Annotated in this window: 14 protein-coding genes; 6 read left to right on the forward strand and 8 right to left on the reverse strand. The window is 70.7% G+C overall.

The window, feature by feature from the left end; translation table 11 throughout:
- Window positions 1–2 precede the first annotated feature (2 nt).
- The 4 genes from hypD to ACZ5LB_RS19735 are packed head-to-tail and all read right to left on the reverse strand — an operon-like array spanning window position 3 to window position 5,204.
- Window positions 3–2,339, reverse strand: a complete 2,337-nt coding sequence (gene hypD / locus ACZ5LB_RS19720; protein ID WP_464603914.1) for a trans-4-hydroxy-L-proline dehydratase — start codon at window positions 2,337–2,339, stop codon at window positions 3–5.
- Window positions 2,336–3,169, reverse strand: coding sequence for a glycyl-radical enzyme activating protein (locus ACZ5LB_RS19725; RefSeq protein WP_464603915.1), 834 nt, complete (start codon window positions 3,167–3,169; stop codon window positions 2,336–2,338). Before ACZ5LB_RS19725 ends, hypD begins: the two co-directional genes overlap by 4 nt.
- Window positions 3,166–3,831 carry a GntR family transcriptional regulator gene (locus ACZ5LB_RS19730; protein WP_464603916.1) on the reverse strand — a complete coding sequence of 222 codons (666 nt, stop codon included), beginning with the start codon at window positions 3,829–3,831 and terminating at the stop codon, window positions 3,166–3,168. Before ACZ5LB_RS19730 ends, ACZ5LB_RS19725 begins: the two co-directional genes overlap by 4 nt.
- A gap of 2 nt (window positions 3,832–3,833) precedes the next feature.
- Window positions 3,834–5,204: an aminopeptidase P family protein gene (locus ACZ5LB_RS19735; protein ID WP_464603917.1), complete on the reverse strand. Its 1,371-nt coding sequence runs from the start codon at window positions 5,202–5,204 to the stop codon at window positions 3,834–3,836.
- Window positions 5,205–5,309: 105 nt separating this feature from the next.
- Between ACZ5LB_RS19735 and ACZ5LB_RS19740 the strand changes: the two genes are divergently transcribed.
- From ACZ5LB_RS19740 to ACZ5LB_RS19765, 6 genes are all read left to right on the forward strand, one after another.
- On the forward strand, window positions 5,310–5,444 hold the full coding sequence (locus tag ACZ5LB_RS19740; protein WP_464603918.1) for a hypothetical protein: 135 nt from the start codon (window positions 5,310–5,312) through the stop codon (window positions 5,442–5,444).
- Between the two features lie 74 nt (window positions 5,445–5,518).
- A complete protein-coding gene (locus ACZ5LB_RS19745; protein WP_464603919.1) occupies window positions 5,519–6,415 on the forward strand; it encodes a LysR family transcriptional regulator in 897 nt (298 codons plus the stop codon).
- The gene (gene ilvA / locus ACZ5LB_RS19750) at window positions 6,400–7,923 is read left to right on the forward strand and encodes a threonine ammonia-lyase, biosynthetic (protein WP_464603920.1); all 1,524 of its coding nucleotides are present in this window, start codon (window positions 6,400–6,402) and stop codon (window positions 7,921–7,923) included. The genes ACZ5LB_RS19745 and ilvA overlap by 16 nt, the downstream gene beginning before the upstream one ends.
- 161 nt (window positions 7,924–8,084) lie before the next feature.
- Window positions 8,085–9,773, forward strand: a complete 1,689-nt coding sequence (asnB, locus tag ACZ5LB_RS19755; protein WP_464603921.1) for an asparagine synthase B — start codon at window positions 8,085–8,087, stop codon at window positions 9,771–9,773.
- 132 nt (window positions 9,774–9,905) lie between these two features.
- Window positions 9,906–11,114: an efflux RND transporter periplasmic adaptor subunit gene (locus ACZ5LB_RS19760; protein WP_464603922.1), complete on the forward strand. Its 1,209-nt coding sequence runs from the start codon at window positions 9,906–9,908 to the stop codon at window positions 11,112–11,114.
- Between the two features lie 7 nt (window positions 11,115–11,121).
- Complete coding sequence (locus tag ACZ5LB_RS19765) at window positions 11,122–12,348, forward strand: ABC transporter permease (RefSeq protein WP_464603923.1); 1,227 nt, start codon at window positions 11,122–11,124, stop codon at window positions 12,346–12,348.
- A 32-nt stretch (window positions 12,349–12,380) separates the two neighbouring features.
- Here the strand turns inward: ACZ5LB_RS19765 and ACZ5LB_RS19770 are convergent, their stop codons facing one another.
- Genes ACZ5LB_RS19770 through ACZ5LB_RS19785 form a run of 4 tightly spaced genes read right to left on the reverse strand, consistent with a single transcriptional unit; the run spans window position 12,381 to window position 14,794 of the window.
- Complete coding sequence (locus tag ACZ5LB_RS19770; RefSeq protein WP_464603924.1) at window positions 12,381–12,626, reverse strand: cupin domain-containing protein; 246 nt, start codon at window positions 12,624–12,626, stop codon at window positions 12,381–12,383.
- Window positions 12,623–13,231 (reverse strand): RNA polymerase sigma factor, encoded by a 609-nt coding sequence (locus ACZ5LB_RS19775; RefSeq protein WP_464603925.1) that lies wholly within the window; start codon window positions 13,229–13,231, stop codon window positions 12,623–12,625. Before ACZ5LB_RS19775 ends, ACZ5LB_RS19770 begins: the two co-directional genes overlap by 4 nt.
- Window positions 13,228–13,959, reverse strand: coding sequence for an HvfC/BufC family peptide modification chaperone (locus tag ACZ5LB_RS19780; protein WP_464603926.1), 732 nt, complete (start codon window positions 13,957–13,959; stop codon window positions 13,228–13,230). The genes ACZ5LB_RS19775 and ACZ5LB_RS19780 overlap by 4 nt, the downstream gene beginning before the upstream one ends.
- The gene (locus ACZ5LB_RS19785; protein ID WP_464603927.1) at window positions 13,952–14,794 is read right to left on the reverse strand and encodes an MbnB/TglH/ChrH family RiPP precursor modification enzyme; all 843 of its coding nucleotides are present in this window, start codon (window positions 14,792–14,794) and stop codon (window positions 13,952–13,954) included. Before ACZ5LB_RS19785 ends, ACZ5LB_RS19780 begins: the two co-directional genes overlap by 8 nt.

The raw sequence follows: 14,794 nt of genomic DNA on the forward strand, positions 1-14,794 counted from the left end.
CGTCAGTACTCCAGGTGCTCGGTCCGGTGGATGATCTCGTCCTGCAGCTCCCGTGACAGGTCGCAGAAGTAGTCCGAGTACCCCGCCACCCGCACGATGAGGTCCCGGTGGCCGCCGGGGTCGGCCTGGGCCTCGCGCAGGGTCTGGGCGGTCACCACGTTGAACTGGACGTGGTGGCCGTCCATCTTGAAGTAGGAGCGCACCAGGTGGTGGAGGCGGTCGATGCCGTCCTCGCCGGCCAGGAGGCCCGGGGTGAACTTCATGTTGAGGAGGGTGCCGCCGGTCTTCACGTGGTCCATCTTTCCGGCGGAGCGCAGGACGGCGGTGGGACCGGAGCGGTCCGCGCCCTGCACGGGGGAGATGCCCTCGGAAACGGGCTCCCCGGCCTTCCTGCCGTCGGCCGACGCCAGGCACACCTGGCCGAAGTACACGTGGCAGGTGGTGGGCAGCATCTCCAGGCGGTAGGCCCCGCCCTTGCCGTTGGGGCGGCCGTCCACGGCGCGGAAGAGGAAGCCGAAGACACGCACCATGAGGTCGTCCGCGGCGGGATCGTCGTTGCCGTATTTCGGCATCCGGTTGAGGAGGCGCTGGCGCAGGGCCTCCTCGCCGGCGAAGTCCGCGTCCAGGGCCGCGAGGAGCCCGGGCATGGCCTCAGGGCCCAGGGTCCGGATGGCGGCGAGGCTGTCGGTGAGGGTGCCGATGCCCACGGCCTGGATGAAGGTGTTGTTGTACCGCGCGCCGCCCGCGTTGTAGTCCAGGCCCCGTTTGACGCAGTCGTCGGTGAGCACCGACAGGAAGGGCGCGGGCATGCGCGTGGCGTAGATCCGCTCGATGAGCTGGTTGCCGCGGATCTTGATGTCCAGGAAATGGCGCGTCTGGGCTTCGAAGGCGGCCAGGACCTCCTCGCAGGTGGCGGGGTTGCCGGTGCGGGGCCCCAGGGGCTTCCCGGTGCGGAGGTCCATTCCGTCGCGCAGGGCCAGCTCGAGCATCTTGGGCAGGTTGAAGTAGCCGGTGAGGATGTAGGCCTCCTTGCCGAAGGCGCCCACCTCCACGCAGCCGGAGCACCCGCCCTCCCGGGCGTCCTCCAGGGACTTGCCCTGGCGAAGCTGCTCCTCCACCACCGCGTCGGCGTTGAAGAGCGACGGGAAGCCGTAGCCGCGGCGGATCACCCGCAGGGCGCCCTTGAGCACGGCGTCGGGCGTCTTGCGGGACACCTGCATGTTGCTGCTGGGCTGCAGGAGGTGCATGTCCTCGATGATCTCCAGCAGGAGCTCCGTGACTTCGTTGCTGCCGTCGCTGCCGTCGGGAAGGAGCCCGGCCAGGTTGAGGTTGGCGAAGTCGGTGTAGGTGCCGCTTTCCGCCGCCGTGACGCCCACCTTGGGAGGGGCGGTGTGGTTGTTGAACTTCACGAAGAAGCATTCCAGCAGCTCGCGCGCGCCCTCCCGGGTGAGGCTTCCGTCCCGCAGGCCGGCCCGGTAGAAGGGCAGGAGGTGCTGGTCCAGGTGCCCGGGGCTGAAGGCGTCCCACCCGTTGAGCTCGGTGATCACGCCCTGGTGGCAGAACCAGTAGTACTGCAGCGCCTCCTGGAAATCCCGGGGCGCCTGGGCCGGCACGCGGCGGCACACCGCGGCCACCCGCAGGAGCTCCTCCCGCCGCCGCGGGTCGCATTCCGCGGCCTGGCGCTCGGCCTCAAGGGCGTGGCGCTCCGCAAGCAGGATGAGGGCGTCGCAGGAGATGCCCATGGCCTCCAGCTGGGCGCGCTTGTCCACGGCCGCGGGGTCCCGCTCGAAATCCAGGGCGGCGACGCTCCGGCGGATGTCCTCCTGGAAATCCCGCAGGCCCCGGGAGTAGATCTTGCCGTCCAGCACGGTGTGCCCCGGCGCCCGCTGCTCCATGAACTCGGTGAAGACCCCGGCCTCGTAGGCGCCGTGCCACTCGGGGGGCAGCGCGGCCCAGATCTGGTCCCTCAGGCTCCGGTCGCGCCAGTAGGGGATGATCTCCTGCTCGTAGACGCGGATCATGGCCTCGTCCACCCGGTACCGGGTCATGGGGCGGGAGTCGAGGATGCGCAGGTCCTCCACGGAATGGCAGGTGAGCTCGGGGTAAGTGGGCACCGCCTTGGGCCGGGGTCCGCGCTCGCCCACGATCAGCTCCCCTTCGCCGATCCACACCGTCTTGTGGCGGCACAGGTGCTCGAAGGCGAGGGCCCGCATGACCGGCACGGCGTGCCGGCCCAGGTGCTCCCGGTGGAAGGCGGTTACCAGCTGGGCCCGTTCGGGGCTAAGGGAGGGGACGGCGTCCAGGCTTTCCTGGCGGAGCCTCGCGGTGCGTTCGTTCATGGCAGACCTCCAACCTTGATGCCGTGGTTCCCGAAGCGCCCCGCCAGCTCCCGCATGCGCCCGGGGGAAGGGGGCTGTACGCCGTCCAGGGCGTAGGACCTGCCCAGGCGCGCGAATTTCGCGGCGCCCGTGCCGTGGTAGGGCAGGAGGTCCACCGCGGCGCCGGGAAGGGTGGCCACGAACCGGGCCGTGGCTTCCAGGTTCGCATCGTCGTCGTTGACCCCCGGCACCACCGGCACCCGGACCCGGACGTTCCCGTGGGCGCGGGCCAGGGCCGCCAGGCCCGCGAGGATCTCCCCGTTGTCCACGCCTGTCCACCGGCGATGGAGGGGACCGTCCATGTGCTTGAGGTCGAAGAGGACGAGGTCGGCCCGGGCCGCGGTTTCCAGGAGGCGCTCCGCGGGCAGGCCGCAGGTGTCCAGGGCGGTGTGCACGCCCCGGGCCCGCAGCGCATCCATGGCCCGCCCCACGAAGGGGGCCTGGACCAGGGGTTCGCCGCCGGAGAAGGTGACGCCGCCGCCGGACTCGTCGAAGAAGATGCGGTCCCGCAGCACCTCCTCCACCAGTTCCTCCACCTCCACGTCCCGGCCCAGCATCCGGCGCGCGCCGGTGGGGCAGGCCTCGGCCGCGGCCTCGTCCCGGAGGCCGCCGCAGGTCCCGCAGCGGATGCACAGGCCCTCCTGCAGCGCCGCTTCCATGGCGGGGGACTGGCTCTCGGGGTTGTGGCACCAGGCGCAGTTCAGGGGGCAGCCCTTCATGAAGACGGTGGTGCGAAGCCCGGGCCCGTCGTGGAGGGAGAAGCGCTGGAGGTTGAAGACCCGTCCCTTCACGCGCGCTCCTGGAAATAGACCTGGTTCACGAAGGCCTCCTGCACGTTGAAGCCCCAATGCACGTCCCGCAGGTAGGCGGCCGCATCGGCGAACCTGCCCGCCTCCAGGAGGTCGAGCATCGCCTCGTGCTCGCGCAGGCCGCTATTCTCCCAGTTGGCGTGGATCCGCTCGAACTTCCGGTTCCAGTCGTAGAGCTGCTGCTTCTTCAGGTGGACCAGGGCCGTGATGCGCCCGTTCCCCAGCCGCTCCAGGAAGAAGTCGTGGAAGGCGTAGTTGTGTTCGTAATAGGCGTGCCAGTCTCCGGCCTTCACGGCCGCCAGGGCCCGGCGGTCCAAATCCCGGAGCCGGGCGAGGTCCCCCGGGGCCAGGGGCGCCGAGGCCAGCAGGGCGCTGGCCTCCAGGGCCCCCACCAGCTGGTAGATCTCCCTGATGTCCGCGGCGTCCAGGGTGCGCACCGACACCCCCCGGCGCGGGGAGATGGTGACGAACTCCTCGGCCTCGAGCTGGATGAGGGCGTCCCGGAGGGGGGTGCGGCTCACGCCCAGCTCCGCGGCCAGGCGGTTGAGGTCCAGGAAGGCCGTGCTGGTCAGCGCGCCGGACTTGAGCTCGGCCTTCAGGTGGTCGTAGACCTGCTCGCGCAGGGACTTCGCGACGATCGCCATGGTCAACCCCGGGCCGCTTCGATCTCGAGGGCGGTGCGGGGCTTGGGCGGGCCCAGGCGCCGGGCCCCCGTCGCGGTCACCAGGAAGTCCTCCTCGATGCGCAGACCGCCGAAGCCCTCGTAGGCCTCCAGGGCATCGTAGTCGATGAAGTCGGTGAAGCGCCCCTCGGACCGCCAGCGCCGGGCCAGTTCGGGGATGAAGTAGATGCCGGGCTCGACGGTGAGGACGAACCCTTCCTGGAGGGGACGGGCCAGGCGCAGGGACTTCAGGCCGAACTGGGTGCTGCGGGGCCGGCCCTCGTGGCCCACCAACCCTTCGCCCAGGTTCTCCATGTCGTGCACGTCCAGGCCCATGAGGTGTCCCAGGCCGCAGGGGAAGAAGAGCGCGTGGGCGCCCTGGTCCACGGCGTCGGCCACGTCGCCCTTCATCAGGCCCAGGTCCTTGAGCCCGGCCGCGAGGGTTCGGCACGCAAGCAGGTGGATGTCCTTGAAATCCGTCCCCGGCCGCAGGGCCCCTTCCGCGGCCAGGAAGGCTTCCAGGACCACGTCGTGGATGTCCCGCTGGCGCGGGGTGAACGTGCGGTCCACGGGGAAGGTGCTGGACAGGTCCCCGGCATAGTGGGCCGCCGTCTCGGCGCCCGCGTCCAGGAGGAAGAGCTGGCCGCTCTCCAGGGTGTTCCCATAGTGGTGGTTGTGCAGCACGCCGCCCCGGACCGTGGCGATGACGGGAAAGGAGAGCCCGCCGCCCCCGGCCAGGGCGATCTCCGTGACGCGGCCCATGATCTCGGCCTCCCGCATCCCGGGGCGGGCCATGGCCATGGCCTCCAGGTGCATGCGCACCGAGGTGGCGACGGCGCGTTCGATCTCCTCGATCTCCGCGGGGGACTTCCGGATGCGCAATTCGGCCACGGCGCGGATGAAGGCCGCCGAGGGCTGCGGGGCCCCGGGGCCCAGGGCCTCCAGGATCCGGAGCCGGTGTTCGGCCCGGTACGGCGGCAGGAGGTGCAGGGGGCGCCCCGATGCCTGGGCCCGGCAGAGATGCTCCTTCAGGGCCGCCGCGGGGGCGGTGCGGGCGATGCCCGCGGCGTCGGCGAGGTCCCGCACGGCGGGCTGGGGCCCCATCCACACGAGGTCGTCCAGGGTGGCGTCGTCCCCGAAGAGGGTGGCGGTGTCCTCGTCCAGGTCCAGGACGGCCGCGAAGCCCGGGCGGTCCACGCCCGTGAAGTAGAGGAAGGTGCTGTCCTGGCGGAACGGGAAGGGGTTGTCGGCGTAGTTCATGGGGCTCTCCTCGTTGCCGAGGAGGAGCAGGATGCCCGACGAAACCTGCGCCTTGAGGCGGTTGCGGCGCTCCGCGAAGGGCTTGGAACCGGGCATGGGCGTCTCCCAAGGAATCTGATATCTAATATATCAGATCGCCGGGTCCTGTGGGACGGATCCCTTGACATCCCCCCGGATCCCTGTTTCTAGTGGGAGTCAATGATGACCTCGCGCCGCACTTCCGCCCCCGCCTCCGGCCCCGCCGGAACGGCCGGCATCCGCGCGCTGGGGACCGTCCTCGCCCTTAACAACCTGTCGGTGGTCGTAATTATTGACCACGGGGCGGGGGCCATCTAGCCAGCAGAATCGATTCACCCCTTCCGCCCCGCACCCCAAAAGGTCGCGGGGCTTTTTCGTTTCCGGAGCTCCCCATGAACCTGTCCGATCTTGAGATCCTGGTGTGCCTCGCCGAGGAGGGGAGCTTCTCCCGCGCCGCCGTGAAACTCCACCGCTCCCAGCCCGCCGTGAGCCAGGCCATCCGGCGCCTGGAGGAGACCTTCGGGCTGCAGCTCCTGGACCGCACCTCCCGGCGCGCGGTGCTCACGGGGGCCGGCGCGGCGCTGGTCTCCTACGCCGGGCGCATGCTCCACCTGTGGGACGGCGCGGTGCGGGCCCTGGCGGATCGCCGCAGCGGCCAGCGCGGGGTGCTCCGCCTGGCGGCCAACGGGCTCCTGTGCGACTACCTCCTGCCGCCGCTCCTGGAGGCCTTCCGCCAGGACCACCCCCACGCCAAGATCGAACTGACCCAGTGCCCGGCCTCGGGCATCCCCTCGGCCCTCCTGGACCAGGACCTGGACTTCGGCTTCCTCTCCTTCGCGCCCAGTCACCGGGACCTGGAGACCCAGGCCCTCTTCCGCGACGACCTGGTGCTGGCGGTTCCGCCGCGCCACCCCTTCGCGCGGTTCGCCCAGGTGAGCTTCCAGCAGATCGCCGGCGAGCCCTTCCTGGCCCACTCGGCGGCGTCGCCCAGCCGCAAACGCCTGGACTACCAGTTCGGCCAGGAGGGGGTCGCGCCCCGGATCGCCATGGAGCTCCCCAGCCTCGAGGCCATCAAGCGCTTCGTGGCCGCGGGCGCCGGCATCGCCATTCTGCCCCGGCTCTGCCTGGAGCGGGAGCTCCAGGACGGAACCCTGGTGGCGCCGCGCATGAAGTCGCATCCCATCGGCCGGGACATCCGGATGGCGTGGCGCCGTACCCGGGGGGCCTCACCCTTGGCCGGCGATTTCCTCGACCAGGCCGCCCGGAGGTTCAAATGCCAGGCAGCCTAGAGTCCGAAGGCCAGGCGGTCTTCGACCGGATGCTCACCGCTCCCGTGTACGACGTGGCGGTGGAATCCCCGCTGGAGGCCGCCCCGCTCCTGTCCGCGGCCCTCGGCAACCGGGTCTGGTTCAAGCGCGAGGACCTGCAGCCCGTCTTCTCCTTCAAGCTGCGGGGAGCCTATGCCCGGATGGCGAGGCTGGGGAAGGACGAACGGGACCGGGGCGTGGTGGCGGCCTCGGCCGGAAACCACGCCCAGGGGGTGGCCCTCGCCGCCGGGAAGCTGGGGTGCCGCGCGGTCATCGTCATGCCCCTGACGACCCCGGCCATCAAGGTGGACGCGGTGCGGCGCCTGGGCGGGGAGGTGAGGCTCCACGGCGACACCTTCGACGAAGCCGCCGCGGAGGCCCGGCGCCTGGCGGAAGAGGGGCTCACGCCCATCCACCCCTACGACGACCCGGACGTCGTCGCCGGCCAGGGCACGGTGGGCCTGGAGATGCTCCGCCAGCGTCCCCGGGGCCTGGACGCCGTCTTCGTGCCGGTGGGCGGAGGCGGTCTCATCGCGGGGGTGGCCACCTGCATCAAGCGCCTGAAGCCCTCCATCCGCGTGATCGGGGTGGAGCCCGCGGATTCGGACTGCCTGGCCCGGGCCCTGGCCGCGGGCCGGCCCGTGAAGCTGGATCACGCGGGGATCTTCGCGGACGGGGTGGCGGTGCGCCAGGTGGGCGATCTCCCCTTCCGCCTCTGCCGGGACCGCGTTGACGAGGTGGTCCGCGTCGGAACCGACGAGATCTGCGGGGCCATCAAGGACGTCTTCTCGGAGAACCGCACGGTGCTCGAGCCCAGCGGCGCCCTGTCGGTGGCGGGGCTGCGCAGGTGGGCCGAGGGGCGCGGGGGCCTGGACCTGGCCGCCATCCTCAGCGGGGCAAACCTGAACTTCGATCGCCTGCGTTTCGTGGCGGAACGGGCTGGGGCCGGGGAGCGGCGGGAGGCGCTGTTCGGCGTGGTCATCCCGGAGCGCCCTGGCAGCTTCCGGGCCTTCTGCGAGCTCGTGGGGAACCGCGCCATCACCGAGTTCAACTACCGCTATTCGGACCCGTCCAGCGCCCGGATCTTCGTGGGGATCCAGGTGTCGGGCCCCGGGGAGGTGGACGCGCTCATGACCCTTTTCCGCGCCAACGGCCTGGTGGCGGTGGATCTCACCGGCAACGAACTGGCCAAGCTCCACCTGCGCCACCTGGCCTGGGGCTTCACGCCCAATCCCGGGCTGGAGCGGGTCTTCCGGTTCGAGTTTCCCGAGCGCCCCGGCGCGCTGCTGCGCTTCCTGACGCGCATGAGCCGGGGCTGGAACATCACGCTCTTCCACTACCGCAACCACGGTGCCGACGTGGGCCGGGTGCTGGCCGGGATGGACGTGCCCAGGGAGGACGAGGGGACCTTCCGGGCCTTTCTGGACGAGCTGGGCTACGCGTGGACCGACGAGCTGGACAACCCGGCCTACCGCTTCTTCCTAGCTTGACCGGGGGTGCCCCTTGACCAATACTTCCACCATGACTTTCGCGTCCAATACGATGGCCAACGGCAATCCGCCCCCGGGGTGGAGTTGGTGATCCGTCCGGATCGTCCCCGCTTCCGCCCCACGTTCCCGCGTGGGGCTTTTTTTATCCGAAAGGACCTCCCATGTGCGGCATCCTGGCCATCCTCGACATCGACCCCACCCGGTCCAATTCCGGCGAGCTCCGCAGGCAGGCCCTCTCCATGGCCCGCAAGCTCAGGCACCGGGGGCCCGACTGGAGCGGCATCCACAGCGACGACCACGCCATCCTGGCCCATGAGCGGCTCTCCATCGTGGACGTGGAGCACGGGGCCCAGCCGCTGGTGGACAGCCTCACCGGCAACGTCCTCACGGTCAACGGCGAGATCTACAACCACCAGGAGCTGAGGAAGGGCCTGCGGGAGCGCCACGACTTCCGGACCAAGTCCGATTGCGAGGTGATCCTCTACCTCTACGACGAGGCGTCCCCGAAGGCGTTCCTCAACGCCATGAACGGGATCTTCGCGTTCGTGCTCCACGACCCCCGCAACGGGACCTACCTCATCGCCCGGGACCCCATGGGGGTGGTGCCCCTCTACCTGGGCTGGGACCGCCAGGAGAACCTCTACGTGGCCTCGGAGCTCAAGGCCCTGGCGGGCCACTGCGAGCGCATCCGGGAGTTCCCGCCGGGATGCTTCTACCAGGGGCACGAAAAGGACAAGGGGTTCCAGCGGTACTACGCGCCCAAATGGGCGGAGCCCGGCTTCGTGCCGTCGAGGCCCGCCGACGCCGCGGCGCTGCGCACCGCCCTCACCGAGGCCGTGCACCGGCAGCTCATGTGCGACGTGCCCTACGGGGTCCTCGTCTCAGGCGGGGTGGATTCGTCCATCATCGCCGCCATCGCGGCCCGCTACCGGGAGAACCGGGTGGAGGAGGACGACCGCGGACCGGCCTGGTGGCCCCGCATCCACTCCTTCGCCGTGGGCCTCAAGGACGCGCCGGACCTGGCCCCCGCGCGCAGGGTGGCCGAGCACATCGGCGCCATCCACCACGAGATCCACTTCACCGTCCAGGAGGGCCTGGACGCGCTGTCGGACGTGGTGTACCACCTGGAGACCTTCGACATCACCACCATCCGGGCCTCCACCCCCATGTTCCTCATGATGCGCAAGATCCACGCCATGGGCATCAAGATGGTCCTGAGCGGGGAAGGGGCCGACGAGATCTTCGGGGGCTACCTGTACTTCCACAAGGCGCCTTCGGGCCCGGCCCTGCACGGGGAGACGGTGGAAAAGCTCTCCAAGCTGCACCTCTACGACTGCCTCCGGGCCAACAAGTCCGCCGCGGCCTGGAGCGTGGAGGCCCGGGTCCCCTTCCTGGACCGGGCCTTCCTGGACGTGGCCATGATGATCGACCCGGCCCTCAAGATCCCCCGCAACACCCCCCGCAACATCGAGAAGCACCTCCTGCGCGAGGCCTTCGACGGCTGGCTTCCCGACGAGATCCTGTGGCGCCAGAAGGAGCAGTTCTCCGACGGCGTGGGCTACGGTTGGATCAACGCCCTCAAGGCCCATGCCCAGGCCGAGGTCACCGACGGCATGATGCGCGGGGCCGCCGAGCGGTTCCCGGTGAAGACCCCGCTCACCAAGGAGGCCTACCTCTACCGCCAGCTCTTCGAGTCCCACTTCCCCGCTGCCACCGCCGTGAACTGCGTTCCCTTCGAGGCCAGCGTGGCCTGCTCCACCGCGGCGGCGCTGGCGTGGGACCCCTCGTTCAAGGACCGCGCCGACCCCTCCGGCCGGGCCGTGGCGGGGGTGCACGACCAGGCCTACTGAACGCCGGGCGGCGGATTCCAGCCGTCCGGCGGCGGCGGCCCTCGATCCGGCGGCAGGGCAGGACGGAGGCGGGTTCCGCCTGTCTATTCTCAAGCAGCAGGACCTCCACCTCCCCGCTCCTTGGAATCCGCCATGAGAACCCCCGCCCTTCTGGGAATCCCCGTTGCCTTGGCCCTTGCGGGCTGCGCCGCCTGGGTGGCCATGCGGCCCAAGCCCCCCGCGCAGTGGCGCTTCGCCCGGGTGGAGCGGGGGGACGTGAACCGGAAGGTCACGGCCACGGGCACCGTGAACGCCCTGGTCCAGGTGTCGGTGGGCACCCAGGTCTCCGGGGTCGTCACCAGCCTCTACGCGGACTTCAACAGCATCGTGAGGAAGGGCCAGGTGGTGGCCCGCATCGACGCCACCGTGAACGAAACCCTGGTGGCCGACGCCCTGGCCAACCTGCGCAAGGCCCAATCCGCTTGCGTGCTGGCCAAGGACGACCTGGAGCGGAACCGGCGCCTGGCGGCGGAAAAGCTCCTTGCCGCCGCCGACCTGGACGCCAAGGCCAACGCCTACCAGACGGCCCTGGGCAACCTGGAGTCGGCCCAGGCCTCCCTGCGCAAGGCCCGCATCAACCTGGGCTACTGCACCATCACGGCCCCCGTGGACGGCGTGGTGGTGTCCCGGGTGGTGGACGTGGGCCAGACGGTGGCGGCCAGTTTCAGCACCCCAAGCCTCTTTTCCATCGCCAACGACCTCTCCCGCATGAAGGTGACCGCGGCCATCGACGAGGCCGACATCGGGTCCATCCAGGCGGGGCAGGCGGTGACCTTCACCGTGGACAGCTACCCGGGCCTGGCCTTCCAGGGCTCGGTGAGCGAGGTCCAGCTCAATCCCACCGTATCGAGCAACGTGGTCACCTATTCGGTGGTGATGGAAGTGGCCAACGTGCCCCGCCCCGCCGGGGCGGGCCGGGCCGTGCAGGGTTCGGCCACCTCCCGCTACGCGCCCGCGGGAAGCCCGGTCTACCGCGGCGAAATGGCGCTCTTTCCGGGCATGACGGCCAATGTGGCCATCCTCACGGCGGACCGCCGGAACGTGCTGCGGGTGCCCAACGCGGCCCTGCGCTTCCATCCGGCCGGCCTGTCCGCGCCGGCCGGGGACAAGGTCTGGGTGCTGGAGAACGGCGCCCCCCGGGCCCTTCCCGTGAAGGTCGTCACCGGGGGCAGCACGCACTCCGAGGTTTCGGGGGAGGGGATCCGGGAGGGGCTGGCGGTCCTCGCCGGCACCGAGACCGCCGCCGCGGCCCCCGCCAAGACTTCTCCCCTGGGTGGCCCGGGCGGGCCGCCTCCCCGCTGAGGCCGCCATGGAGCTCCGCGAACTCTTCCGTCTGGCCCTGGCCTCCCTCACCCGCAACCTGTCCCGGGCCATCCTCACCATGCTTGGGATCATCATCGGCGTGGGGTCGGTCATCGTGATGATCGGCATCGGCACGGGCTCCAAGGAGGCCACGCTGGCCGTCATCCAGAACATGGGCTCGAACACGCTCATCATCTTCAACGGCGGGAGTTCCGCCAACAGCCGCATGGGCCCCATGGCCGCAGGCGGCGTGGAGGTGCTCCGGGAGGAGGATGCCGCCCTCATCGAGGGGGAGCTCTCCACCACCAGCGTGGTGGCCGCGACGCCGCAGGTGAGGACCTCCCAGGCCGCGGTCTTCCAGAGCTTCAACTACCTCACCAGCATCCAGGGCGCAGGGGAGGGCTTCGCGCGCATCCAGGGCTGGACGCTCCGGGACGGGCGGGTCTTCACCCGGGCCGAAGTGAAGGGCCAGGCCAAGGTGTGCGTGGTGGGCGCCACCGTCGTGAAGAACCTCTTTCCGGGCGGGGGGGACCCCATCGGGCAGGTCATCCGCATCGGCAAGCTTCCCTTCGAGATCGTCGGCCTCCTGGAGTCCAAGGGCGCCGGCATGATGGGCGACCAGGACGACGTCATCGTCGCTCCCTACACCACCGTCATGCACAAGCTCATGGGGCGCGACCGGATCTCCAGCCTGCTGGTGAGCGCGCAGGAGGGACGGGCCCAGCTGGCCGAGGACGAGATCAAGGCCCTGCTCCGCCAGCGCCTGCGCGTGGCCGACGGGGCCGAATCCCCCTTCACCATCCGCAAGCAGGACGACCTGGTGAAAATGATGAGCCAGCAGGCCGATGTGCTGACCCTCTTCCTGGCCCTGGCGGCGGCCATCAGCCTGGTGGTGGGGGGCATCGGCATTTCCAACATCATGCTGGTGTCGGTCACCGAGCGCACCCGGGAGATCGGCGTCCGGCGCGCCATCGGGGCCCTGAGGCGCACGATCCTGCTGCAGTTCCTCGCGGAGGCCGTGGTGATGTCCATCCTGGGCGGGGCCATCGGCATCGGCCTGGCCGGCGCGACCCTTTGGATCCTGCGCAGCGCCACCACGACGCCCGCGGTGATGGAGACCTGGGCCGTGGCGCTGGGCCTGGGCTTCAGTGGAACGGTGGGGGTGCTGGCGGGGTTCCTGCCGGCGCTGAAGGCGTCGCGGCTCGATGTGATCGACGCCCTGCGATACGAATAGGGCGTTCGCCGGTCCACGAAAGGGGCCACCGCCTACCGGCGGATCTTCCCCAGGGCCCCGGCCAGGGCATCCAGGGCCTCCGGCGGCGCCTCAGGCTCCGGTTTCAGGGCCCGCTTCCCGAGGCCCGGCAGGGCCTCCAGCCCCTTCATGAAGCCCCTGCATGCCCAGCACAGGGCCAGATGGAGGGCGATGCCCAGGCGCTGGGCGAAGGGGAGGGAGCCTTCCCGGTATTCGGTGGCGAGGATCTGGACCTCGCGGCAGGTGGGCAAGAGCTTCACGGGCGGCCTCCCTGGACGAAGGTTCGGAGGCGGGATTGGACCAGGACGCGGGCGCGGTGCAGACGCTGGCGCACGGCGGCGGGTTCCAGCCCGAGGTGGCGGGCGATGTCGGCGGTCTCCCAGTCCTCGAGGTCCTTGAGGACGAAGACGGCCCGGTGGCCGTCGGGGAGGTCGTCCAGGGCGGTCAGGAGGCATTCGCGGAGCTCCCGCTTCTCCACGAGGCCGTGGGCCTCGGCCTCCACGTGCCACTCGGGTCCGTACCGCTCCTGGTGGTGGCCGTCCCCGTCGAAGGGGCCCAGGCCCGGGAAGTCCGCGGGTTCCGGGTTCCTGCTGCGGGTGCGGCGGTGCATGAGCGCCGAATTGATGCAGACCTTGTAGGCCCAGCTGGAGAAGCGGCTGCGGCCCTCGAAGCCGGGAAGGTCCCGGAAGATCCCGATGAGCGCGTCCTGCAGGGCGTCCTGGGTATCCGAGGTGTTGCCCAGGATGCGGTTGATGCCGTTGTGGAAGAGGCTCAGGTGGGGCCGCACCAGGTCGCCGAAGGCCTCCGAATCGCCCTGGGAGGCCCGTCGGATCAGCTGCGCTTCGATGGCGGGGGTGCCTGTCATGGTTCCGATAGCGTAAACCCCGCAACGGCCCCCGTCCCCAGCAAATCCTCCAGGAAGGCCAGGGTGGGCCCGGCGTCCGCGATGCCCAGGTCCTCCAGCACCTCGCCCAGGGGCCGGGAGGCGCCTTCCTTGAGCAGGTAGGCCGTGGCCGGGGTCAGTTCCAGGGCCTGGTAGATGCCCTCCCGGTCGCGGCAGGCCAGGAGATGGACGATTCCAGGCGCCGGCCGGGGCGCCTCCTCCGAGGCGAGGTGCACGGCGTGGGAGTAGGACACCAGCTGCGCCGCGGCGTCCAGCACCACCCGGGACCCGGGCCCGGGCGAGGCCGCGAGGCCCTCCGGCGCCGGCAGGTCCTCGAACCGGTACACGAGGGTTTCCAGGAGTTCCCAGTGGACCAGCTCCAGCAGGAAGGGCCACCGGTCCAGGCCCCAGCCGGTGCGCGCCAGCCACCCCAGGAAGGCCGGGGCGATGTCCCGGTGGTGCGGGCTGGGGACGCAGCGGGCCTCGAGGAAGGCGTCCACGCAGGCTGTCCATGCGTGCTCCTCCTCCAGCAGGGCCAGGGTGACGGGAAACATGGACTCCAGGGGGTCCACCAGGCTGGGCCGGGCCAGTTCCCGGTAGGCCAGGAGCCCCTCCCGCATCCCGTCGAAGGCTTCTCCGGCGGGGGGGGGGGCGTCCAGCACCAGGGCGGCCAGGGAGCGCTGGAGATGCAGGGTGCGGGACTCAGGCATGGACGGGCCCCAGGGCCTCGTCGTAGACGGCCTGGAGCGCCTCGCGCTCCGCCAGGAGCTCGGCCAGCTCCGGGATGTGGCTGTCCCGCTCCAGGAGCACCGGGACCCGCCTGCCGATGCGCCGGAGGGTCCAGTGCATGAGCTCGGCCACGGGCCCGATGACCGGGGCGCCATGGGTGTCCACGGTGAGGGCGCCGATCTTCCGGTGGCCGGCGATGTGCATCTGCACCACCCGGTGCAGGGGCATGGATGCCAGCCAGGCCCGGGGGTCGAAGCCGAAGTTGAGGGCGTTGACGTAGACGTTGTTGATGTCCAGGAGCCAGCCCACGTCCGCGCCTTCCAGCACCTCCGCGATGAACGCGGCCTCATCCATCTCCCCCCGGCCCAAAGGCGCGTAGTAGGTGATGTTCTCGAGGGCCAGCGGCACCGGGAGCCGCGCCTGCAGGTCCCGGGCCCTGCGCACGGCGTGACGCGCCGCCTCCCGGGTGAAGGGCAGGGGGAGGAGGTCGTGCAGGTGGCTGCCGTCCACGGCCGTGAAGCACAGGTGCTCGGAGTGCCAGGGGGTGTCCGCCCGCACGAGGAACCTGCCCAGGTCCCGGAGGTACTCCGCGTCCCAGGGGTCGAAGCCCCCCAGGGACATGGCGAGCCCGTGGGTGAGGACGGGATCCCGGTCCAGCACGGCCATGGCCCACCGGTGGTGGCGTCCCCCCTCCCCGATGAGGTTCTCGGGGCAGGTCTCCCAGAAGGGGACCCCCAGTCCCGGGTCCAGGGCCGCGGCCTCCATGTGGGGACGCCTCAGGCCCAGGCCGACGCCGGTGAAGGGGGTCCGCTCCAT

Source organism: Mesoterricola sp. MK458, from assembly GCF_055384935.1.

Coding starts and splice junctions, on each gene's coding strand:
- ACZ5LB_RS19760 (WP_464603922.1), top strand. CDS start 9,906: ATGAGAACCCCCGCCCTTCTGGGAATCCCCGTTGCCTTGGCCCTTGCG.
- ACZ5LB_RS19730 (WP_464603916.1), bottom strand. CDS start 3,831: ATGGCGATCGTCGCGAAGTCCCTGCGCGAGCAGGTCTACGACCACCTG.
- ACZ5LB_RS19745 (WP_464603919.1), top strand. CDS start 5,519: ATGAACCTGTCCGATCTTGAGATCCTGGTGTGCCTCGCCGAGGAGGGG.
- ACZ5LB_RS19775 (WP_464603925.1), bottom strand. CDS start 13,231: ATGACAGGCACCCCCGCCATCGAAGCGCAGCTGATCCGACGGGCCTCC.
- ilvA (WP_464603920.1), top strand. CDS start 6,400: ATGCCAGGCAGCCTAGAGTCCGAAGGCCAGGCGGTCTTCGACCGGATG.
- ACZ5LB_RS19740 (WP_464603918.1), top strand. CDS start 5,310: ATGACCTCGCGCCGCACTTCCGCCCCCGCCTCCGGCCCCGCCGGAACG.
- ACZ5LB_RS19785 (WP_464603927.1), bottom strand. CDS start 14,794: ATGGAGCGGACCCCCTTCACCGGCGTCGGCCTGGGCCTGAGGCGTCCC.
- ACZ5LB_RS19780 (WP_464603926.1), bottom strand. CDS start 13,959: ATGCCTGAGTCCCGCACCCTGCATCTCCAGCGCTCCCTGGCCGCCCTG.
- ACZ5LB_RS19765 (WP_464603923.1), top strand. CDS start 11,122: ATGGAGCTCCGCGAACTCTTCCGTCTGGCCCTGGCCTCCCTCACCCGC.
- ACZ5LB_RS19735 (WP_464603917.1), bottom strand. CDS start 5,204: ATGCCCGGTTCCAAGCCCTTCGCGGAGCGCCGCAACCGCCTCAAGGCG.
- hypD (WP_464603914.1), bottom strand. CDS start 2,339: ATGAACGAACGCACCGCGAGGCTCCGCCAGGAAAGCCTGGACGCCGTC.
- asnB (WP_464603921.1), top strand. CDS start 8,085: ATGTGCGGCATCCTGGCCATCCTCGACATCGACCCCACCCGGTCCAAT.